Raw genomic sequence first — 21,380 nt, 5'->3', positions numbered from 1 at the left:
GCGAGGGCTGTTCTGATCAGCAGTGACGCTCAGGCGGTGGCGTGCGCCTTGAGGGCCTCGGCACGGTCCGTCGTCTCCCAGACCACGCCGGGCAGCTCGCGGCCGAAGTGGCCGTATGCAGCGGTCTGCGCGTAGATCGGCTTGAGCAGGTCCAGGTCGCGGATGATCGCGGCCGGGCGCAGGTCGAAGACCTCGAGCACCGCAGCGCGGATCTTGTCGACCGGGACGGTCTCGGTGCCGAACGCCTCGACATAGAAGCCGACCGGGTGGGCCTTGCCGATCGCGTAGGCGACCTGCACCTCGACCTTGGTGGCGAGACCGGCAGCGACGATGTTCTTGGCGACCCAGCGCATCGCGTAGGCGGCCGAGCGGTCGACCTTGCTCGGGTCCTTGCCGGAGAACGCGCCACCACCGTGACGGGCGTAGCCGCCGTAGGTGTCGACGATGATCTTGCGGCCGGTCAGGCCGACGTCACCCATCGGGCCACCGATGACGAACTTGCCGGTCGGGTTGACCAGCAGGCGGTAGTCGGAGGTGTCGATGTCGAAGTCGGCGAGGATCACGTCGACGACGTGCTTCTTGATGTCGACCGTGAGCTGCGAGTCGAGGTCGATGCCGTCCTCGTGCTGCGTCGACAGGACGACGGTGTCGACCCGGACCGGCTTGTCGTTGTCGTCGTACTCGACCGTGACCTGTGTCTTGCCATCAGGACGCAGGTAGGGCAGCGTGCCGTCCTTGCGTACGGCGGTCAGCTGCTCGGCGAGCCGGTGGGCGATGGTGATCGGCAGCGGCATGAGCTCGGGGGTCTCGTCGCACGCGAAGCCGAACATCAGGCCCTGGTCGCCGGCGCCCTGGAGGTCGAGCGGGTCGGCCGAGCCCTCGGTGCGACCCTCGAACGCGGTGTTGACGCCCTGGGCGATGTCGGGCGACTGCGCGTCGAGGGTGATCTGGACACCACAGGAGGCGCCGTCGAAGCCCTTGACCGACGAGTCGTAACCGATCTCGAGCACGCGGTCACGCGCGATCTTGGCGATGTCGGCGTACGCCTCGGTGGTGACCTCGCCACCGACGACGATCAGTCCGGTGGTGATGAAGGTCTCACACGCAACGCGGCTCTTGGGATCCTGCGCCAGCAAGGCGTCGAGGACGCTGTCGCTGATCTGATCGGCGATCTTGTCCGGGTGACCTTCGGTCACCGACTCGGACGTGAAGAAGCGGCTCACATTCTCTCCTGTGTTGGATGGCGGTACAGCATTCTAACGAGCGAGATGACTGGTTGTTTCGTCAGTCCAAGCGATGGACCACAGCATCCCAGATCGCGTGCGCCAGCCGGATCTTGGGACCGTGCGGAATTTCTTCGACCGTCTCGTCGGCGCCGAGGATGACGGCCTCGCTGTCGTCCTGGCCGAAGACCTTGCCGGCACTGACGTCGTTGACGACGAGCAGGTCGCAGCCCTTGCGCGCGAGCTTGGCGCGCGCGTGCTCGATGACGCTCGCCCGGGCATCACCGGTCTCGGCTGCAAAACCGACGATCACCGGGTGCTTGCTCGTCCGTGCGGCGACCAGCTCGAGCAGGATGTCGGGATTCTCGACGAGGTGGATGTCGGGCGCCACACCGTCGGCGGTCTTCTTGATCTTGGCCTCGACGAACTCGGCCGGCCGGAAGTCGGCGGGGGCGGCCGCCATCACGACGGCATCCGCGTCGGCCGCAGCGAGGTGCATCTGCTGGCGCAGGTCCTCGGTGCTGACGACGCGTACGAGCTCGACGCCGGCGGGATCCGGGAGCGACACGTTGGCGGCGACCACCGTGACGCGTGCACCGCGTGCCACCGCCGCTTCGGCCAGCGCGTACCCCTGTCGACCTGATGACCGGTTGCCGAGGTAGCGGACCGGGTCGAGGTACTCGCGGGTGCCTCCGGCCGAGACGACGACGTGCTTGCCGGCGAGGTCCTGGGGTCGACCCTCGAGGATCTGGAGCGCTGCGGCGTAGATCTCGGTGGGCTCGGGCAGCCTGCCCTTGCCGGTGTCGACGCCGGTCAGCCGGCCAACGGCAGGCTCGAGGACGACGGCACCCCGCTCCCGGAGCAACGCGACGTTGGCCTGGGTGGCGGGGTGATTCCACATCTCGGTGTGCATCGCCGGGGCAAACATCACGGGACAGTGGGCCGTCAGCAGCGTGTTGGTGAGCAGGTCGTCGGCCAGGCCGTGCGCCGCCTTGGCCAGGATGTTGGCCGTTGCCGGCGCCACGAGCACGAGGTCGGCGCCCTGCCCGATGCGGACGTGCGCGACCTCGTCGACGTGCTCGAACACGCCGGACTGGACGGGCTTGCCGCTCAGCGCCTCCCACGTCGCGGCGCCGACGAAGTTGAGCGACGAGGCCGTCGGGACGACGCGCACGCTGTGGCCCGACTCGGTGAACAGGCGCAGCAGCTCCGCGGCCTTGTAGGACGCAATGCCACCGGACACACCAAGGACAACCTCGGTCATGTCGTCACCGCCTCACCTCGGAGGATGGATCAGGCCTTGCCGGCCGCAGCTTCGGCCTCGGGGTCGATGTCCTCGACGGTCAGCAGATCGGCATTGATCTCACGCAGCGCGATCGACAGGGGCTTCTCCTGGACACCGGTCTCGAGGAGCGGTCCGACGTACTCGAGCAGGCCCTCGCCGAGCTGCGAGTAGTAGGCGTTGATCTGGCGCGCACGCTTGGCGGAGTAGAGGACCAGCTTGTACTTGCTGTCCGCCTTCTCCAGAAGATCGTCCAGCGGCGGGTTGGTGATGCCGATGGCAGTCGAGCGTGTCGTGGACACAGAGAGCCTCACAAAAAGATTAGGAATGCACCCGGCTCGTGCCGGATCTGAACAAGTCTACCAATTCTTGGCAAGCGGTCTCGACATCGGTGTTGACGATCGTCACGTCGAACTCCGGCTCGGCAGCCAGCTCCGTACGAGCTGTGGTCAGGCGTCGCTCACGCTCTTCGGGCCCCTCGGTCCCCCGGCCGACCAGGCGTCGTTCCAGCTCCTCCCAGCTGGGTGGCGCGAGGAAGCACATCAGCGCGCCCGGCATCCGCTCGCGGACCTGACGCGCGCCCTGCAGATCGATCTCCAGCAGGGCCGGGGTGCCGGCGTTCAGGCGTTCCTCGACGGGTGCGCGTGGCGTGCCGTAACGGGCGGCCCGATGGACCACGGCCCACTCGAGGAGACCGTCCTCGGCGACGAGCCGATCGAACTCCTCGTCGGTGATGAAGTGGTAGTGGACGCCGTCGACCTCACCCGGCCTCGCGGGACGCGTCGTGACCGACACCGAGATCCAGATCTCCGGGTGGCTGCGGCGTACGCAGGCCGCAACCGTGCCCTTGCCGACCGCGGTGGGACCGGCGAGGACGACGAGCCGTGAGGGACGTGTGACGGGTTGCGATGACCCGTCAGGCACGGCCAGAGCGGCCTGTTCTATCAGCGAACTCGGCGATCAGGGCCTTGACCTGGTTGGCGCCCAGGCCACGGAGCCTGCGGCTGTCGGCGATGCCGATGCGCTGCATGATCTCCTGGGCCCGCACCTTGCCGACGCCGGGCATCGACTGCAGGAGGTCGATGACCTTCAGCTTGGCGATGACCTCGTTGGCGCGCGACTCCTGGATCACCTCGGTCAGGCTCGCCCGCGAGTTCTTGAGGCGGTTCTTGACCTCGGCGCGCAGCTGCCGGGCAGCCGCTGCCTTCTCGAGTGCAGCCTTGCGCTGCTCCGGCGTCAATATCGGGAGTGCCACTTGCCTCACCTCATCTGTTGAGCGATTGGATCACTTGAGCTTGATGTCGCACTTCTGCAGGACGTTCTTGACCACGGCGTTGCGCTCGTCCTTCGTGTCGTTGAACGTCTTGTAGGCCGTGTTGAGCTCCTTGAGCTGCGCGGCGGAGAGCTTCTTGACCTTGGCGCTGTCGGTCATGTCCTCGAGCTTGACGCCGGCCTTCTTCTGGGCGTTGATGATGCCGGTGGTGACCGTGGAGAGCGTCGTCCAGTCCTTCTTGATCGACGCCGGCGCCTTCTTGCCGATCGAGCCGAACACGGTGGCGTACTTGGCGTACGCCGCGTCGGTGCGCTTCTGGCCGAACGTGTTGAGGGTGTTCTTGTTCTTCTCGACCGCATCGCAGTAGGGATCACCACCACCGCCGCAGCCCGACAGCGTCGCGATCCCGACAATCGTCGTGACCAGGATCGCGGCGGTTCTCTTCATGCATGTACTCCTCGGGAAACGGGCCACCCTGAACGCTATGACCCTACAAGTTCGGCATTGACGCGGGCGACCGAATCGCGGAGCGCCTGGACATCCGGTCCGGCCGACAGCACGCCACGTGATGTCGACGGGATCACGTTGTCGATGACCGATCCGAAGATCCTGCGGATGTCGTCGACCGTGCCGCCCTGCGCACCGAACCCGGGCACCAGCAAGGGGCCGTTGATCGCCAGGTTCTCGGCCGCGCCGCCGATCGTGGCGCCGACCACTGCCCCGAACGCACCCATCGGGAACGCGTCGGCGTTCAACGCGGCCAGCTGGGCCAGGACATCGCCGGCGACCGTGCGGTCACCGTTGACGGCGTGCTGCACCTCGGGACCCTCCTTGTTGGAGGTCAGGGCGAGGACGAACACGCCGGCGTCGTTCTTGGCCGCGACGTCGAAGAACGGCTGCAACGAGCCGAATCCGAGGAACGGGTTGACGGTGATCGCGTCGGCCGCCATCGGGGCGTCCTCGTCGAGGTAGGCATCGGCGTACGCCGCGGCGGTCGACCCGATGTCACCGCGCTTGACGTCGAGGACCACGAGCGACCCGGTGTGGCGCAGGTCCTGGATCGTACGCTCGAGGACCACGACGCCGCGGGCGCCGAAGCGCTCGAAGAACGCCGACTGCGGCTTGACGAACGCCACGTTGCCGGCGAACGCCTCGACGCAGGTCGACGCGAACCGGTCGAGTCCCTCGACGTTGTCAGGCAGGCCCCACTCGGCGAGCAGGGAGGCGTGCGGGTCGATGCCGACACACGCCGGACCGTATGCCTCCATCGCCGCACGGGCGCGCGAACCAAAGCTCATGCCGCAACCTTCGTCACAAGGGCACGGTACGACGGCCGCGGCATGATTGCTGCCACATGATTCGTTCGCTGGCGCTCACTCATGCTGAGCGCCCCTCGGTCACGATGCGGCCCCAGTCCTGCAGCGACTTCACGCCGATCTTGCCCTCGATCAGCGCCTCGATGCCCTGCACCGCCGCCGCGAGGCCCTGCACCGTGGTGATGCACGGGATGCCCTCGGCGACCGCCGCGGTCCGGATCTCGTAGCCGTCGATGCGGGGACTGCCGCCGGACGTCACGCCGTGAGGCGTGTTGATGATGAGCTGCACGTCCTGCTCGTGGATCTTGTCGACGATCGTGCTGCGGGCCTGACCCGGCAGCGGCTCCTCGTTGAGCTTGCGGATCACCGTCGCGGTGACGCCGTTGCGGGCCAGCACGACCGCCGTGCCGCTCGTCGCGAGGATCTCGAAGCCGAGGTCCGCGAGCCGCTTGACCGGGAAGATCATGTGTCGCTTGTCGCGGTTGGCGACCGAGACGAACACCTTGCCGGACGTCGGCAGGCCGTTCTGGGCGCCGGCCTGCGACTTGGCGAATGCCGTGCCGAAGCCGGCGTCGAAGCCCATGACCTCACCCGTCGAGCGCATCTCCGGGCCCAGCAGCGTGTCGACGTAGCGCCCTTCGTACGTACGGAAGCGGTTGAACGGCATGACCGCTTCCTTGACCGCGATCGGCGCGTTGTCGGGCAGCTTGCCGCCGTCGCCGGACGCCGGCAGGACGCCCGCCGCCCGCAGCTCGGCGATCGACTCCCCCAGCATGAGCCGGGCGGCTGCCTTGGCGAGCGGCGTCGCCGTGGCCTTGGAGACGAACGGGACGGTGCGCGACGCCCTGGGGTTGGCCTCGATGACGTAGAGGATGTCCGAGGACAGCGCGAACTGGATGTTGATGAGTCCGCGGACCCCGACGCCCTTGGCGATCGCCTCGGTCGACGCACGGATGCGCTCGACCTCGGCCTCACCGAGCGTGATGGGCGGGAGCGCGCACGCCGAGTCGCCGGAGTGCACGCCGGCCTCCTCGATGTGCTCCATCACGCCGCCGAGGAACAGGTCGGTGCCGTCGTAGAGCGCGTCGACGTCGATCTCGATCGCGTCGTCGAGGAACCGGTCGACCAGCACGGGACGCTCCGAGGAGATCTCGGTGGCCCGGCCGATGTAGTCCTTGAGGGTCCCTTCGTCGTACACGATCTCCATGCCGCGGCCACCCAGGACGTACGAGGGGCGCACCAGCACCGGATAGCCGATCTCTTCGGCGATCTCACGGGCGCGGGTGAACGAGGTCGCCATGCCGTGCTTGGGCGCAGGCAGGTCGGCATCGGCGAGCACCTTGGCGAACGCGCCGCGCTCCTCGGCCAGGTCGATCGCCGACGGCTGCGTGCCGACGATCGGCACGTCGGCAGCCTCGAGGCCGGCCGCGAGCCCGAGCGGCGTCTGCCCGCCCAGCTGCACGATGACGCCCACCACGGGGCCGGCTTGCTGCTCGGCGTGCACGATCTCGAGGACGTCCTCGAGCGTCAACGGCTCGAAGTAGAGCCGGTCGGAGGTGTCGTAGTCGGTCGAGACGGTCTCGGGGTTGCAGTTGACCATGATCGTCTCGTAGCCGACCTCGGACAGCGCCAGGGCGGCGTGGACGCACGAGTAGTCGAACTCGATGCCCTGACCGATGCGGTTGGGACCGCTGCCGAGGATCAGCACGGCCGGCTTGGTGCGCGGCTCGACCTCGGTCTCCTCGTCGTACGACGAGTAGTGGTAGGGCGTCTTGGCCGAGAACTCCGCGGCACACGTGTCGACGGTCTTGTAGACCGGGCGTACGCCCAGCGCGTGGCGCACGCCGCGCACGACCTCCTCGGTCAGCCCGCGGATCTTGCCGATCTGGGCGTCGGAGAAGCCGTGGCGCTTGGCCCGCCGCAGCAACACGGGCGAGAGCTCCCTCGCGGACGTGAGCTCGACGGCGATCTCGTTGATCAGGGCCAGCTGGTCGACGAACCACGGGTCGATCTTGGTCGCGTCGAAGATCTCCTCAGGCGTGGCGCCGGCGCGGATCGCGTCCATGACCTTCTTGAGCCGGCCGTCGTGCGGCACGCTGATCTCCCGCAGCAGCGCGTCCTTGTCGAGGTCGACCCACTCCTTGCGCCAGTCGAACGCCGCGTCGGGTCGTTCGAGCGAGCGGAGCGCCTTCTGCAGCGCCTCGGTGAAGTTGCGGCCGATCGCCATGGCCTCGCCGACCGACTTCATGTGGGTCGTGAGCGTCGCGTCGGCGGCCGGGAACTTCTCGAACGCGAACCGCGGCACCTTGACGACGACGTAGTCGAGCGTCGGCTCGAACGAGGCCGGCGTCTCCTGCGTGATGTCGTTGGGGATCTCGTCGAGCGTGTAGCCGATCGCGACCTTGGCGGCGATCTTGGCGATCGGGAAGCCGGTCGCCTTGGACGCCAGGGCGGACGAACGGGACACGCGCGGGTTCATCTCGATGACGATGATGCGGCCGTCCTCGGGGTTGACCGCGAACTGGATGTTGCAGCCACCGGTGTCGACGCCGACCTCACGGATGATGCCGATCGAGATGTCACGGAGCCGCTGGTACTCGACGTCGGTCAGCGTCATCGCCGGGGCGACGGTGATCGAGTCGCCGGTGTGGACGCCCATCGGGTCGAGGTTCTCGATCGAGCACACGATCACGACGTTGTCGGCCGTGTCGCGCATGACCTCGAGCTCGTACTCCTTCCAGCCGAGGATCGACTCCTCGAGGAGCACCTCGGTGGTCGGGCTCAGCGCGAGGCCCGAGCCGGCGATCCGGTGCAGGTCCTCCTCGTTGTAGGCCAGGCCGGAACCGGACCCGCCCATCGTGAACGACGGACGTACGACGACGGGATAGCCGCCGAGGCCGTCCACGCCGTCGAGGCACTCCTGCATCGTGTGGCAGATGACGGACTTGGCCGACTCGGCGCCCCACTCCTTGGGCAGCGTCTCGACGACGGCCTTGAACGACTCGCGGTTCTCGCCCTTCTGGATCGCGTCGATCGACGCGCCGATGAGCTCGACGCCGTACTTCTCGAGCACTCCCGCCTCGTGCATCTGGATCGCGGCGTTGAGGGCCGTCTGGCCGCCGAGGGTCGCCAGGAGGGCATCGGGGCGCTCCTGGGCGATGACCTTCTCGACGAACTCCGGCGTGATCGGCTCGATGTAGGTCGCGTCGGCGAACTCCGGGTCGGTCATGATCGTCGCCGGGTTGGAGTTGATCAAGATGACGCGGATGCCCTCCTCACGGAGGACGCGGCACGCCTGGGTGCCGGAGTAGTCGAACTCGCAGGCCTGGCCGATGACGATCGGCCCCGAGCCGATGACGAGGATGCTCTTGAGGTCTTCGCGCTTCGGCATCAGGCACCTGCCTTGCTGGTCGAGCTGGTCATCAGGTCCACGAATCTGTCGAAGAGGTAGGCCGCATCGTGCGGGCCGGCCGCGGCCTCGGGGTGGTACTGAACGCTGAACGCCGGCTGGTCAAGCAGCGCGAGGCCCTCGACGACGTTGTCGTTGAGGCACACGTGGGTCACGCGACCCGGACCGTACGGCGTCTCGAACGTGCCCTCGATCGGCGCGTCGACCGCGAAGCCGTGGTTGTGCGCCGTGATCTCGACCTTGCCGGTCGTCAGGTCCTGGACCGGCTGGTTGATGCCGCGGTGGCCGTAGACGAGCTTGTAGGTGCCGAGGTCGAGCGCGCGGCCGAAGACCTGGTTGCCCAGGCAGATGCCGAAGTAGGGGATGCGCGCCGCCAGCACCTGCTTGAGCACCGCCGTGACGTGGTCCGTCGTCGCCGGGTCACCCGGGCCGTTGGACATGAACACGCCGTCGGGGCTGATCGCGGTGATCTCCTCGTACGTCGCGGTGGCCGGCATGACGTGCACCTCGATGCCGCGCTCAGCCATGCGGCGCGGGGTCATGCCCTTGATGCCGAAGTCGATCGCGGCGACCGTGAGCCGCTTGTCGCCGACGGCCGGCACGACGTACGTCTCGTCGGTCGTCACGTCGGCGAGGAAGTTGGCGCCCTTCATGCCCGGCGCTGCGGTGACCCTGGCCAGAAGGGCTTCGACGTCGGTCGTGGTCGAGCTGATGCCGCCGCGCATGGCGCCGCGCTCGCGCAGGTGCCGCGTCAGGGCGCGGGTGTCGATGCCGGAGATGCCCACGACGTCCTGGGCGGCCAGCTCGTCGTCGAGCGAGCGGTTGGAGCGCCAGTTGGAGCGCACGCGTGCCGGGTCGCGCACGATGTAGCCGTCGACCCAGATGCGGCGGGACTCGAAGTCCTCGTCGTTGACGCCCGTGTTGCCGATGTGGGGTGCGGTCATGGCGACGATCTGGCCCTTGTAGGACGGATCGGTCAGCGTCTCCTGGTAGCCGGTCATGCCGGTGGAGAACACGATCTCACCGATCGTCTCGCCGACAGCGCCGAAGGACTCGCCCCGGAACACCCGCCCGTCCTCGAGCACGAGGATCGCCTCGGTCGTCGTCATACCGTCACTCCTTCCACGAGTGCGCGGTCGCGGACGGTCGGTCTGCCGCGCAGGAACGTCGCGACGACCTCACCGGGCAACGTCAGCCCGGCGTACGGGTTGTTGCGCGACAGCGAGGCGGTGTCTCGTGCGTCGATGACCCGTGTCGCGGCCGGGTCGACCAGCACGATGTTGGCCGGCTCCCCCGCCTCGAGCGGGCGCCCCTGGTCGCGTACGCGGCCGATCGAGGCGGGCTTGGCGGACATCTTGTCGGCGACCTGCGCCCAGGTCAGCAGGCCGGTGTCGACCATGGTCTGCTGCACGACCGACAGCGCGGTCTCGAGACCGAGCATGCCGAACGCGGCAGCGGACCACTCGCACTCCTTGTCCTCCATCGGGTGCGGGGCGTGATCCGTGGCCACGATGTCAATCGTGCCGTCGGCCAGGCCCTCGCGCACGGCGGCGACGTCGTCGTTGGAGCGCAGCGGCGGGTTGACCTTGTAGATCGGGTCGTAGCTGCGGACCAGGTCGTCGCTCAGCAGCAGGTGGTGCGGCGTGACCTCGGCGGTGACGTCGATGCCGCGGCCCTTGGCCCAGCGGATGATCTCGACCGAACCGCGGGTCGACAGGTGGCACACGTGCAGGCGCGATCCGACGTGCTCGGCGAGCAGGACGTCGCGGGCGATGATCGCCTCCTCGGCGACAGCGGGCCAACCGGTGAGGCCGAGCTCGCCGGACAGCGGGCCCTCGTTCATCTGGGCGCCCTCGGTCAGGCGCGGCTCCTGGGCGTGCTGTGCGATGACGCCGTCGAACGCCTTGACGTACTCCAGCGCCCTGCGCATGATCACCGCGTCCGAGACACACTTGCCGTCGTCGGAGAACACCCGCACGCCCGCAGCGGAGTCGGCCATCGCACCGAGCTCGGCCAGGCGCGAGCCGCCGAGGCCGATCGTGACGGCGCCGACGGGCTGCACGTCGCAGTAGCCACCTTCGCGGCCGAGCCGCCAGACCTGCTCGACCACACCTGCCGTGTCGGCGACGGGATCGGTGTTGGCCATGGCGTGCACACAGGTGAATCCGCCGCGTGCGGCGGCCTTGGAGCCGGTCAGGACGGTCTCAGCGTCCTCGCGGCCCGGCTCGCGTACGTGGGTGTGCAGGTCGACGAGTCCGGGCAGCGCGACCAGGCCGGTCGCGTCGATCGTCTCGTCGCCCTCGAGCCCGGTGCCGATCGCGGTGATGACGCCGTCCTCGATCGTGATGTCATTGACGGTCTCGCCGAGGATGTTCGCTCCCCGGATGACGTACGAGGTCATTCAGTGCCTTCTTCGCTGGTGGGTTCCCCGGCCGCGCCGCCGAGGAGGAGGTAGAGGACGGCCATGCGTACGGCGACGCCGTTGGTGACCTGCTCGACGATGACCGAGCGCACGTGGTCGGCGACGTCGGCGGTGATCTCCATGCCGCGGTTCATCGGACCGGGGTGCATGACGATCGCGTGGTCGGGCAGCCGGTTGAGCCGCGGGGTGTCGAGGCCGTAGCGGCGGCTGTACTCGCGGGCGCTGGGGAAGAACGCGGCGTTCATGCGCTCCTGCTGAACGCGCAGCATCATGACGGCGTCGGCCTTCTCGAGCGACGAGTCGAGGTCGTACGACGTGTCGACCGGCCACTTCTCGACGCCGACCGGCAACAGCGTCGGCGGCGCGACGAGCGTGACGTTGGCGCCCAGCGTGTCGAGCAGCAGCGCGTTGGAGCGGGCGACGCGGCTGTGCAGGACGTCGCCGACGATCGTGATGTTCTTGCCCTCGAGGTCGCCCAGGTGCCGGCGCATCGTGAACGCGTCGAGCAGCGCCTGCGTCGGGTGCTCGTGCGTGCCGTCGCCGGCGTTGATGACCGCTCCGTTGGTCCACTTGGCCTTGGCCAGCCGGTGCGGGGCGCCGGAGTGCTGGTGGCGTACGACGACTGCATCGGCACCCATGGCCTGCAGGGTCAGCGCGGTGTCCTTGAGGCTCTCGCCCTTGGAGACGCTCGAGCCCTTGGCGGAGAAGTTGATGACGTCGGCGCTGAGCCGCTTGGCCGCCGCCTCGAACGAGATGCGGGTGCGGGTCGAGTCCTCGAAGAACAGGTTGACCACGGTGCGGCCGCGCAGCGTCGGCAGCTTCTTGATCGGCCGGCTCGCCACCCCGAGGAGCTCCTCGGCGGTGTCGAGGATGCGGATCGCATCCGTACGGTCGAGGTCGCCCGCGCTGAGCAGGTGCGTGAAAGTCATGATGCCGCTCCCCCGTTGGTGCCTTGGATGTCGACGGCATCGCGCTCGTCTGACTCGGTCAGCGCGACCTTGACCTTCTCGACCAGCGAGGTCGGCAGGTTCTTGCCCACGAAGTCAGCCCGGATCGGCAGCTCGCGGTGGCCACGGTCGATCAGCACGGCGAGCTGCACGGCCTTGGGCCGGCCCAGCTCGTTGAGCGCGTCGAGCGCGGCGCGAATCGTACGGCCGGAGAACAGCACGTCATCGACCAGTACAACGATCTTGCCGTCGATGTCGTCGGGGATCTCGGTGTGCTCCAGCGCGCGAGCGGGCTTGAGCCGCAGGTCGTCGCGATACATCGTGATGTCGAGCGCACCGGCGGTGATGGGTCGGCCCTCGACGTCGGACATGCGCTTCGCGATGCGCCGGGCCAGGTGCACCCCGCGGGTCGGGATGCCCAGGAGCACGATGTCGGACGCGTCGCGGTTGCGCTCGAGGATCTCGTGCGTGATGCGCGTCAACGCGCGGGAGATGTCCTTGTCGTCCAGGACGGTTCGAGCGGGTGCAGGCACCGCTTCGGGGATGTGCGCACTGTCAGCACGGGGGGCGTCATCAGACGCAACCATGTCTGACCTCCTTCTCCGCCTCTCGGGACGGCCGTTAAAGGATGTCGATGTTCGTCGGTCAGCCTAGCAGCGCGTCACCCCTGATCCGGACGCGGCTCGACCAGCTGCGCGATTGCAGATCGGGCGCTCGGGGTAGTCCCCACCACCAGGAGGCAACATGCGCATCGGAACCGTCGTCGTACTCATCTGGCTCGTGATCGGGGTGCTCGCGGCCGCCCAACGGGACTACTTCTCGTCGTCGGGCGACGCGGACTGCGCCAAGGTGGGCGACACCGTGCTGACGATCCTCGCGGGTCCACTCAACTACGTCGGGGTCAACCCCAAGGTCGACTGCAAGACACCAGAGCCCTCCAAGTGAGTCGCGTCAGAACGAGACAGCCGTCAGAACGAGACAGGAAGGCGTGACGCCGGGGGCGGGAGTATCCGGGAGGGAGTAGGCCCCCGACGCCACGGTATGTGGGGGCGGCTCAGACGCGGCTGCGACGCAGATAGCTCGGCAGGATGACCTTGAGGAACACCGGCAGGCACTCGATGAAGTAGCGCCGAAACAGTCGGCGCGGCTCCTGGGCCAGGCGGTAGAACCACTCGAGCTTGGTGGCCCGCACCCAGTGCGGGGCCATCGTGGCGTTGCCGGTGACCATGTTGACGGCGCCGCCGACGTTGAGCACGACGCCGTGGAATCCGGCGCGGCGGACCTCTTCGCCGATCATGTCGCCGAACGGCGGGGTGACGGCGACGATCAGGAGGTCGACGCCGTACTTCTGCAGCTTCTTGGCGAGGCGCTTGGGCTTCCAGTCGCCGCGCTGACCGTGGTCACGGAACGCGACCTCGAGCCCCGAGTTGTGCAGCTGACCACGGAAGTCGTAGCCGGCGTGGCGGTCGGCGCCGAGGATGGCCGCCTTCTTGCCGTGGAACTGGCGCCCCGCGAGCATCCGCTCGATGAACTCCGAGCCCGTGACGCGGGCCGGATCGATGCCGCGCGACCTCATCAGCGAGACGATCGGCCAGCCATCAGCCGTGATGAAGTCCGCCTCGTCGATGGTCTTGGCGAAGTCCTTCGACTTCGAGGCGAGTGCCAGGTGGTGCAGGTTGACGGTCTGAATGCGTTTCGGCCGCAGATCGAGCACAGCTGCGTCGAAGTCGTCGTCGTTCAGGATGCACTTTTCCGCCATGCGATCGATGAGTTCGTCGGTGATCACACATTCCCCTGTCTCCACGACGAGGCCTGTAGGCCTCGAATCCCCGATGAAGCCTGTGGGCTTCACACATGGAGAGTGTTGTCTGTCAGGAATATGACGTTCGGGACGACTTATTTTTCAACTAGTTTGCGCCGAGCGCGTGACAGGACCTCCGCGGTTTGTGATGTTCTAGGCGCTATCCCGGCGTTTTAGCGCCTGTAAGTCAACACATCGCGGAGGTTTCAGGAGGTCAGGGTCGGTTTGAGCTCGACGATGCGGCTCAGCAGCCCGTTGACGAATGACGGCGACTCATCGGTCGACAGATCACTCGCGAGACTCACGGCCTCGCTGACGGCGACCGCGTCGGGAACGTCGTCGACGTAGAGGATCTCGTAGGCGCCGATGCGCAGCAGGTTGCGGTCGACGGCCGGCATGCGGTCGAGCGTCCAGTCCTTGGCGTTCTCGGTGATGATCTCGTCGAGCCGGTCACGGTGCGTGACGACGCCCTCGATCAGCAGCACGGCATAGTCGTTGACGGGGTACTCGGTGTCGGCCCGACGGTCCTCGAGGGTGCCGCCGGGCGGCAGGCTCTGCGCCTCGGACTCGAAGAGGATGTCGAGGGCGCGCTTGCGGGACTTGGTGCGCGCAGACATCAGCTCTGCACGCGACCGAGGTAGCTGCCGTCGCGGGTGTCGACCTTGATCTTCTCGCCGTTGACGATGAACAGCGGGACCTGGATCTCCTTGCCGGTCTCGAGGCGGGCGGGCTTGGTGCCGCCGCTCGAGCGGTCGCCCTGCAGGCCCGGCTCGGTGTACTCGACGAGCAGCTCGACCGACGCGGGGAGCTCGATGTAGAGCGGCACACCCTCGTGCATCGCGACCATCGCGTCCTGGTTGTCGAGCATGTAGTCCTTGGCGTCGCCGACGACGGCCTCGGAGATGTTGACCTGGTCGTACGTCGTCTTGTCCATGAAGACGTACGAGTCGCCGTCGTGGTAGAGGTACTGGAAGTCGCGCTTGTCGACGTTGGCTGTCTCGATCTTGAGCCCGGCGTTGAAGGTCTTGTCGACGGTCTTGCCGCTCATGACGTTCTTGAGGGTCGTCTTGACCATCGCACCGCCCTTGCCGGGCTTGTGGTGCTGGAACCACACGACGGACCAGAGCTGTCCGTCGAGGTCGAGGACCATGCCGTTCTTGATGTCGTTCGTGGTGGCCATCAGCCAATCTCCAGGAGGTCTTTGGTCATCGTGGTGAGCACCTCGGGGCTGCCCGTGGTCACGAGGACGGTGTCTTCGATACGCACTCCCCCGCGACCCGGGACGTAGATGCCCGGCTCCATCGTGAGGACAGTGCGACTAGCCAGTTTACCTGCCTGCGAAGGCCCGATGAACGGGTCCTCATGGATCTCGAGCCCGACCCCGTGCCCGAGGCCCGTCGTGAACGCATGGAGCCACCCCGATGCCTCCAGCGCTGACGTCGCCGCAGCGTACGAATCGGCGACCACGACGCCCTCGCGGAGGGCCTCGAGACCGGCGGCCTGTGACTCCTTGACGGCCGCGTGGATCTCGCGCTGCCAGTCGTCGGCCGTGCCGAGCACGAACGTACGGGTGCAGTCGGCGTGATAGCCGTCGACGCGGGCGCCGAAGTCGATCTTGACCAGGTCGCCGTCGGCAAGGACCCGATCGGTCGGGCTGTGGTGCGGGATCGCGGAGTTCTCACCGGCGGCAAGGATCGTCTCGAACGCGATGGCCTCGGCACCGAGATCGAGCATCCGGTTCTCCAGGTCACGGGCGACAGCCCGCTCGGTGCGGCCAACCAAGGGGCCCTGCAGCAGCGAGTCAAGGGCCCGGGTCGAGAGGTCGCACGCGCGCCGCAGCGCGGTGATCTCCACCTCGTCCTTGACCTGGCGCAGCGACTCGACGACGCGGTCGGCGGGTACGAGCGACGTACCAGCCGCCAGCTCCGTGAGCCGGGCGTGGGAGTCGACGCTCAGCAGGTGCGTCTCGACCGCCCAGGTGCCGGCGGTGACGAGCTCTGCGGCAGTGCCGATCAGGTCGCGGCCGATGCGGTGCTCGACGTCAGGCAGCTCGGCCGCCGCCTGGTCGCGATAGCGCCCGTCGGTCAGGAACACCGCAGCACCGTCACGAGGCACGATGAGTGCACCGTTGGAGCCGGTGAACCCGGTCAGGTAGCGGACGTTGACCAGCGCCGTGACGACGATCCCGTCGAGCTCGCGCTCGGCGAGCAGGGCGGTGAGGCGCTCGCGGCGTGCGGCGGCGCTCACGACGAGATGGCCCGGTAGGCGTCCAGGATCAGCTGCTCGTCGGGACCGGCCAGGATCGTGGGCCTGGCCAGGCCGTCAAGGACGACGAACCGCAGCTGGTCGCCACGCGTCTTCTTGTCCAGCCGCATCGTGGCCGACAGCGCCTCCCAGATGCCCGGGCGGTACGTCATGGGGAGCCCCAGCGTGCCGAGGATCGAGCGATGGCGGTCCAGCAGGTCCTGATCGATCCGGCCGGCCCGGTGCGCCACCTCGGCGACGAAGACCATGCCGATCGAGACCGCCTCGCCGTGCCGGATGCGGTAGTGCTCGAACCGCTCGACGGCGTGGCCGAACGTATGACCGTAGTTGAGCGCCTCGCGCCCGATCTGCCCGTCCTCGCCCGTCTCGCGGAGGTCCCCTGCGACGGCGCGCGCCTTGACGGTGATGCCCTTGGCGATCAGCTCCGCGACGATCGGCGACGACGCCTCCGTGACGGCCTCCGGCGCCGCCTCGATCAGGTCGAGGATCGTCGGGTCGGCGATGAAACCGCACTTGGCGACCTCGGCGAGACCGCTGCGCAGCTCGGCCGGGGGCAGGCTCTGCAGGACATCCAGGTCGCACAGCACCCCGACGGGCTCGTGGAACGCACCGACGAGGTTCTTGCCCTCAGAGGTGTTGACGCCGGTCTTGCCGCCCACCGCGGCGTCGACCATGCCGAGCACCGTGGTCGGCACGTTGACGAAGCGCACGCCGCGCAGCCACGTCGCCGCGACGAACCCGGCGAGGTCGGTCGTGGCGCCGCCGCCGAGGCCGACGATGACGTCGGAGCGGGTGAACCCGGTCTCGCCGAGCACCTTCCAGCAGAATGCCAGCACGTCGGAGGTCTTGGCCTGCTCGCCGTCGGGAACCTCGATGAGGTGCACCTCGAGCGCGTCAGACACGAGCGGCTCACGCAGGACCTCTGCCTGCTTGGCCATCGTCGGGGAATGGATGATCGCGACCCGCAGCACGCCGAGGCCGAATCCGACGAGTCCGCGCAGCTGCTCGTGCACGCCGTTGCCGATCACCACGTCGTACGGTCGATCGGTCGGCACGGTCAGGCGCGTGGTCATCGGTCCTCCTTGATCAGGTCGAGTGCCCGGTCGGTCACCTGGGCGGCGTCGAGCTCGTCCGTCTCGATCGTGAATCGGGCCACCTCGGCGTAGAGCGGGCGGCGCTGGTCCAGCAGGTTCTTCATCTGCGCACGGACGTTGCCGAGCAGCAGGGGCCGGTTGCCGGTCATGCCGACACGCGCCACCGCAGCAGGAAGGCTGACGTCGAGGAAGAGCACGCGGTGCTGCGCGAGCTGGCCGCGCGTCGCCGCGCTGAGCACGGCGCCACCGCCGAGTGCGAGCACGCCGTCATGATCTGCGAGGGCTGCCGCGACGGCCTTCTCCTCGAGCGCGCGGAAATGTGCTTCGCCGTGGTCGACGAAGATGTCCTGCACCGACGTACCCTCGCGCGCCTCGATGTCCTGGTCCGTGTCGCGGAAGCTCACACCGAGCTGGGCGGCCAACGCCTGGGCCACCGTGGTCTTGCCCGCACCGGGCGGACCGACGAGGACGACAACGGGGCTCAACGGTGCCTCAGGTTCGCGAGGTAGCCCTCGACGTTGCGACGGGTCTCCTCGACGGCGTCGCCGGCGAACTTCTCGAGGATCGAGTCGGCGACGACGAGCGCCACCATGGCCTCGGCGACGATGCCTGCGGCCGGCACGGCGCACACGTCGGAACGCTGGTGGTGTGCGCGGGCCTCCTCGCCGGTCTCGACGTCGACCGTACGCAGGGCGCGCGGGACGGTCGCGATGGGCTTCATCGCCGCGCGTACGCGCAGGATCTCGCCCGTCGTCATGCCGCCCTCGGTGCCACCCGAACGTCCCGAGACGCGGCGGATGCCGTCGGCGGTCGGCACGATCTCGTCGTGCGCGAGGGAGCCGCGCGTGCGGGCCAGCTCGAAGCCGTCGCCGAGCTCGACACCCTTGATCGCCTGGATGCCCATCAGCGCGGCGGCGAGCCGGCCGTCGAGCCGCTTGTCCCAGTGCGTGTGCGAGCCGAGTCCGGGCGGCAGGCCCTCGACGACGACCTCGACGACGCCGCCGAGCGTGTCGCCGTCCTTGTGGGCCTGGTCGATCTCGGCGACCATCGCAGCGCTGGTCTCGGGGTCGAAGCAGCGTACGGGGTCGGCGTCGAGCGCCTCGACATCACCATGGCGCGGGATGACGCCGGCCGGCGCGCGTACGGTGCCGAGCTCGACGACGTGCGACACGATCGTCGCGCCGGTCGTCTGCTGGATGAACTGCGCGGCGATCTCGCCGAGTGCGACACGGGCAGCGGTCTCGCGCGCGCTCGCGCGCTCGAGGATCGGGCGGGCCTCGTCGAAGCCGTACTTCTGCATGCCGGCCAGGTCGGCGTGACCCGGGCGGGGGCGCGTCAGGGGCGCGTTGCGCTTGAGCCCGTCGAGCACGTCGGCGTCGACCGGGTCGGCGGCCATGACCTGCTCCCACTTGGGCCACTCGCTGTTGCCGATGCGCAGCGCGATCGGGCTGCCCATCGTCGAACCGTGCCGCAGCCCGCCGACGATCTCGAGCTCGTCCTGCTCGAACGCCATGCGCGCACCGCGGCCGTATCCGAGCCGGCGCCGGGCCAGCGCGGCCTGGATGTCCTTGCTGGTCACCTGCACTCCGGCGGGCAATCCCTCGAGCACGGCGACAAGAGCGGGGCCGTGCGACTCACCTGCGGTCAACCAACGAAGCATGGGAGCAATTCTCCCACGCCCCATGCGCAACCCGGGACGGCGTCCGTCCCCCGCTCAGAAGCTGTAGAGCGAGGGGCCCCACGCTGCGCCGATGACCGCGCCGACGACCATGTAGGGCCCGAACGCGTACGACTTGGGGTCGACGAGCTTGAGCCGCGACAGCACCACGCCGAACACGGCGCCGAGGATGAATCCGGCGTACATGCCGACCAGGACCTCGTTGGTGCCGAGCGCGCCGAGCGCCGGCGCCAGCAGGCCGGCCAGGCGTACGTCGCCGAAGCCGAACGCCCCGCGCGCGATCGCGTGAAGGATGCGGTAGATGACGTAGACGACGACATTGGCCACCAGCGCGTCGACGAGGACGTGCACGTCACGCAGCAGCAGCGCACCGAGGCCGACCAGCAACAAGGTGGCCAGATAGGTCGGCGCCACGATGACGTACGGCAGCAGGCGGGTGCGCCAGTCGATGAAGACCAGCCATGAGCCGACCCCGGTGACCAGGACCCAGACCGGCACGAGCTCGGCGTGGTCGATGCGCCACGCCACGACGCCCGCCATGACCGCAGCCCCCAGCGCGAGGCCGACCGTCAGACCCTTGGTGTGCGACAGCGCCTCATAGGTCACCTTGCCCTCGTCGGGCTCAGGAGGCTCGGGGATCCTCCGCATGACGTACGGTCCGGCAGCGCCGAGGAGAGCCGCTGCGAGAGCGGCGATGGCGATGGTCACGCCAGCGAACCTAGCGGGTCGCGAGCGCGGCCAGTGCCGCCTTGCGCAACAGCTGTGGAGAAACCTGGGTGCCGGTCATGAGCTCGACCTGCAGCGCAGCCTGGTGGGCCAGCAGATCCAGGCCCGACACCACACGTACGTCGGCCTGCTCGGCAGCCTTGGCCAGCGGCGTGGGCCACGGGTCGTAGACGACGTCGAACACGGCGCGGGAGGACTCGACGAACTCATGCGACCGCGATCCGACGACATCGCCGGGGACTGTCGAGATCAGCAGGTCGAGCTTGTCGATCAGCGGCTCGTCGACGGTGTGGATCGTGACCTCGAGGCCGGCCGCCTTGGCGACCTGCGCCGCCGCCGAGGCGCGGGACGGCTCACGGACGACGAACTCGACACGCTCGGCGCCCATGATCGACACGGCGTACGCCATGGAGGCAGCGGTCGCGCCGCCACCGAGGATGCGGGCCGAGGTGGCGCGTTCGACACCCCGCTCGTGCAGTGCCGCGATGGCGCCGGGCACGTCGGTGTTGTCGGAGCGGAGTCCGGTGTCCTCGACGATGATCGTGTTGGCCACGCCGAGTCGGCCGACGATCTCGGTGGCCTCGCCAACCAGCTCCGCCGTACGCCGTTTGAGCGGCGCGGTGACCGAGAAGCCGCGCACGTCGTCGCCGAGCGCCGACAGGAACGCCTCGAGGGTGTCCTCCTCGAGCTCGACGGCTTCGTAGGTCCAGTCGAGCCCGAGCTCGGCATAGGCCGCCCGGTGCATCGCCGGCGACAGCGAGTGGGCGATCGGCGAGCCCAGGACGGCGCAGCGCATCAGCAGATCTTGTCGTCGGCGGTCTGGCAGTACTGCTCGAGCTTCTTGACGGCGGCGTCGTGCTCGGCCTTCGTGTTGGAGAACACCGTCTCGCCGGTCTCGAGGTTGACCGCCACGAAGTAGAGCCATGCTCCGTCCGCCGGGTTGAGCGCCGCCTCGATCGTCTTCGCGCCGGGCGAGCCGATCGGTCCCGGCGGCAGGCCCGGGGCCTTGTACGTGTTGTAGGGCGAGTCCGAGTTGCGCTCGGCCTCGGTCGTGAACACGTCGCCCTCGCGACCGCTGGCGTACGAGACCGTCGAGTCGAGCTGCAGCAGCATGCCGTCCTTGAGGCGGTTGTAGAGCACGCGCGCGACCTTGGGGTAGTCCGAGGACTTCCGTGCCTCGTACTCGATGATGCTGGCGACCGTGAGCACCTGCTCGCCGTTGAGGCCGAGCGCGCGGGCGCGCGTGCCGATGTCGAGGTCCTTGGCCACCGAGAGCGTCTTGGCGACCATCTGCTTGAGCAGCTGGACCGCCGTCGTCTTGGCGCCGACCGAGTAGGTCGCCGGGAAGAGGTAGCCCTCGGGGTTGCCCTTGGCCACGGCCGGCAGGCCGATGGCGTCGGGATCGGCGAGGGCCTTCTTGACGTCCGCAGCGGAGATCTTGGTCTTGGCGGCGATGATCTTGGTGATGTTCTTGATGCGCGAGCCCTCGGGGATCGTCACCCGCGACTCCCCCGGAGCGCCGACGATGTTGCCCTTGTTGACGAGCGCCTTCATCGCGGCCTCGGCGGACATCTGCTTCTTGAGCTTGTAGAACCCGGCCTGGATCGCCTGGAACCGGGTGTCCTTGAGGGCGAGCTGGTAGAACGCCTCGGCGCTCTTGACGACGTCCTTCTTGGCGAGGATGTCAGCCATCTGCTGGCCGTTGGAGTTCCTGGGGATCTCGACGACCACGCTGCCCGTGCCGCTGCCGGAGTAGTCGGCGGGTCCGCTGATGTAGCCCGACACCTTGGTCCAGACGAAGTAGCCGCCGAACACGAGCGCCAGGATGACCAGCAGCGTCACGATCCGGCGTCCCCACGGCTTGCTGGGCGGCGAGTCCGCACGCCTGCGCCCGGGGCCTGAGGACCCACCCGTCATCAGGTCCAGTCCGCTGTCACTCATCGA

The 21,380-nt window shown here is 68.4% G+C and carries 23 protein-coding genes; 1 reads left to right on the top strand and 22 read right to left on the bottom strand.

Annotated features, from left to right (window positions below; genetic code table 11):
* Positions 1-29: 29 nt before the first annotated feature.
* From metK to pyrR, 12 genes are all read right to left on the bottom strand, one after another.
* Complete coding sequence (gene metK, locus BOSE46_RS05890) at positions 30-1,223, bottom strand: methionine adenosyltransferase (protein WP_159539246.1); 1,194 nt, start codon at positions 1,221-1,223, stop codon at positions 30-32.
* A 61-nt stretch (positions 1,224-1,284) separates the two neighbouring features.
* A complete protein-coding gene (gene coaBC / locus BOSE46_RS05885; RefSeq protein ID WP_159539244.1) occupies positions 1,285-2,487 on the bottom strand; it encodes a bifunctional phosphopantothenoylcysteine decarboxylase/phosphopantothenate--cysteine ligase CoaBC in 1,203 nt (400 codons plus the stop codon).
* Positions 2,488-2,516: 29 nt separating this feature from the next.
* Positions 2,517-2,807: a DNA-directed RNA polymerase subunit omega gene (rpoZ, locus tag BOSE46_RS05880; RefSeq protein WP_159539242.1), complete on the bottom strand. Its 291-nt coding sequence runs from the start codon at positions 2,805-2,807 to the stop codon at positions 2,517-2,519.
* Positions 2,808-2,826: 19 nt separating this feature from the next.
* A complete protein-coding gene (gene gmk, locus BOSE46_RS05875; RefSeq protein WP_159539240.1) occupies positions 2,827-3,429 on the bottom strand; it encodes a guanylate kinase in 603 nt (200 codons plus the stop codon).
* Positions 3,422-3,760: an integration host factor, actinobacterial type gene (gene mihF, locus BOSE46_RS05870; protein ID WP_056214275.1), complete on the bottom strand. Its 339-nt coding sequence runs from the start codon at positions 3,758-3,760 to the stop codon at positions 3,422-3,424. Before mihF ends, gmk begins: the two co-directional genes overlap by 8 nt.
* A 30-nt stretch (positions 3,761-3,790) precedes the next feature.
* The gene (locus BOSE46_RS05865; RefSeq protein ID WP_159539238.1) at positions 3,791-4,225 is read right to left on the bottom strand and encodes a hypothetical protein; all 435 of its coding nucleotides are present in this window, start codon (positions 4,223-4,225) and stop codon (positions 3,791-3,793) included.
* 35 nt (positions 4,226-4,260) lie between these two features.
* Complete coding sequence (pyrF, locus tag BOSE46_RS05860) at positions 4,261-5,076, bottom strand: orotidine-5'-phosphate decarboxylase (RefSeq protein WP_159539236.1); 816 nt, start codon at positions 5,074-5,076, stop codon at positions 4,261-4,263.
* A gap of 79 nt (positions 5,077-5,155) precedes the next feature.
* Positions 5,156-8,485: a carbamoyl-phosphate synthase large subunit gene (gene carB, locus BOSE46_RS05855; RefSeq protein WP_159539234.1), complete on the bottom strand. Its 3,330-nt coding sequence runs from the start codon at positions 8,483-8,485 to the stop codon at positions 5,156-5,158.
* Positions 8,485-9,612, bottom strand: a complete 1,128-nt coding sequence (carA, locus tag BOSE46_RS05850; protein WP_159539222.1) for a glutamine-hydrolyzing carbamoyl-phosphate synthase small subunit — start codon at positions 9,610-9,612, stop codon at positions 8,485-8,487. Before carA ends, carB begins: the two co-directional genes overlap by 1 nt.
* The gene (locus BOSE46_RS05845) at positions 9,609-10,904 is read right to left on the bottom strand and encodes a dihydroorotase (protein ID WP_159539209.1); all 1,296 of its coding nucleotides are present in this window, start codon (positions 10,902-10,904) and stop codon (positions 9,609-9,611) included. The genes carA and BOSE46_RS05845 overlap by 4 nt, the downstream gene beginning before the upstream one ends.
* Positions 10,901-11,854, bottom strand: coding sequence for an aspartate carbamoyltransferase catalytic subunit (locus BOSE46_RS05840; RefSeq protein ID WP_159539207.1), 954 nt, complete (start codon positions 11,852-11,854; stop codon positions 10,901-10,903). Before BOSE46_RS05840 ends, BOSE46_RS05845 begins: the two co-directional genes overlap by 4 nt.
* Positions 11,851-12,459, bottom strand: a complete 609-nt coding sequence (pyrR, locus tag BOSE46_RS05835) for a bifunctional pyr operon transcriptional regulator/uracil phosphoribosyltransferase PyrR (RefSeq protein WP_159539205.1) — start codon at positions 12,457-12,459, stop codon at positions 11,851-11,853. Before pyrR ends, BOSE46_RS05840 begins: the two co-directional genes overlap by 4 nt.
* Positions 12,460-12,616: 157 nt before the next feature.
* Between pyrR and BOSE46_RS05830 the strand changes: the two genes are divergently transcribed.
* Positions 12,617-12,817 carry a hypothetical protein gene (locus BOSE46_RS05830; RefSeq protein ID WP_159539203.1) on the top strand — a complete coding sequence of 67 codons (201 nt, stop codon included), beginning with the start codon at positions 12,617-12,619 and terminating at the stop codon, positions 12,815-12,817.
* A gap of 109 nt (positions 12,818-12,926) precedes the next feature.
* Here BOSE46_RS05830 and BOSE46_RS05825 read toward each other — a convergent pair whose 3' ends face one another.
* From BOSE46_RS05825 to mltG, 10 genes are all read right to left on the bottom strand, one after another.
* Positions 12,927-13,658: a WecB/TagA/CpsF family glycosyltransferase gene (locus BOSE46_RS05825; protein ID WP_159539201.1), complete on the bottom strand. Its 732-nt coding sequence runs from the start codon at positions 13,656-13,658 to the stop codon at positions 12,927-12,929.
* Between the two features lie 221 nt (positions 13,659-13,879).
* A complete protein-coding gene (gene nusB, locus BOSE46_RS05820; RefSeq protein ID WP_159539188.1) occupies positions 13,880-14,290 on the bottom strand; it encodes a transcription antitermination factor NusB in 411 nt (136 codons plus the stop codon).
* Positions 14,290-14,856: an elongation factor P gene (gene efp, locus BOSE46_RS05815; RefSeq protein WP_201299556.1), complete on the bottom strand. Its 567-nt coding sequence runs from the start codon at positions 14,854-14,856 to the stop codon at positions 14,290-14,292. The genes nusB and efp overlap by 1 nt, the downstream gene beginning before the upstream one ends.
* Positions 14,853-15,920 (bottom strand): Xaa-Pro peptidase family protein, encoded by a 1,068-nt coding sequence (locus BOSE46_RS05810; RefSeq protein ID WP_159539163.1) that lies wholly within the window; start codon positions 15,918-15,920, stop codon positions 14,853-14,855. The genes efp and BOSE46_RS05810 overlap by 4 nt, the downstream gene beginning before the upstream one ends.
* Positions 15,917-17,011 (bottom strand): 3-dehydroquinate synthase, encoded by a 1,095-nt coding sequence (gene aroB / locus BOSE46_RS05805; RefSeq protein WP_159539142.1) that lies wholly within the window; start codon positions 17,009-17,011, stop codon positions 15,917-15,919. Before aroB ends, BOSE46_RS05810 begins: the two co-directional genes overlap by 4 nt.
* The gene (locus tag BOSE46_RS05800) at positions 17,008-17,517 is read right to left on the bottom strand and encodes a shikimate kinase (protein ID WP_159539140.1); all 510 of its coding nucleotides are present in this window, start codon (positions 17,515-17,517) and stop codon (positions 17,008-17,010) included. Before BOSE46_RS05800 ends, aroB begins: the two co-directional genes overlap by 4 nt.
* On the bottom strand, positions 17,514-18,692 hold the full coding sequence (gene aroC, locus BOSE46_RS05795) for a chorismate synthase (RefSeq protein WP_159539138.1): 1,179 nt from the start codon (positions 18,690-18,692) through the stop codon (positions 17,514-17,516). The genes BOSE46_RS05800 and aroC overlap by 4 nt, the downstream gene beginning before the upstream one ends.
* A 54-nt stretch (positions 18,693-18,746) precedes the next feature.
* Positions 18,747-19,418 carry an A24 family peptidase gene (locus BOSE46_RS05790; RefSeq protein WP_159539136.1) on the bottom strand — a complete coding sequence of 224 codons (672 nt, stop codon included), beginning with the start codon at positions 19,416-19,418 and terminating at the stop codon, positions 18,747-18,749.
* Between the two features lie 10 nt (positions 19,419-19,428).
* The gene (locus BOSE46_RS05785) at positions 19,429-20,232 is read right to left on the bottom strand and encodes a shikimate dehydrogenase (RefSeq protein WP_236551621.1); all 804 of its coding nucleotides are present in this window, start codon (positions 20,230-20,232) and stop codon (positions 19,429-19,431) included.
* A complete protein-coding gene (gene mltG, locus BOSE46_RS21425; RefSeq protein ID WP_159539132.1) occupies positions 20,232-21,377 on the bottom strand; it encodes an endolytic transglycosylase MltG in 1,146 nt (381 codons plus the stop codon). The genes BOSE46_RS05785 and mltG overlap by 1 nt, the downstream gene beginning before the upstream one ends.
* Positions 21,378-21,380: the final 3 nt, after the last annotated feature.

It is taken from the genome of Aeromicrobium sp. 9AM (assembly GCF_902506105.1).
GTDB lineage: Bacteria > Actinomycetota > Actinomycetes > Propionibacteriales > Nocardioidaceae > Aeromicrobium.
This window is presented reverse-complemented; position numbering and strand designations above follow the sequence as displayed.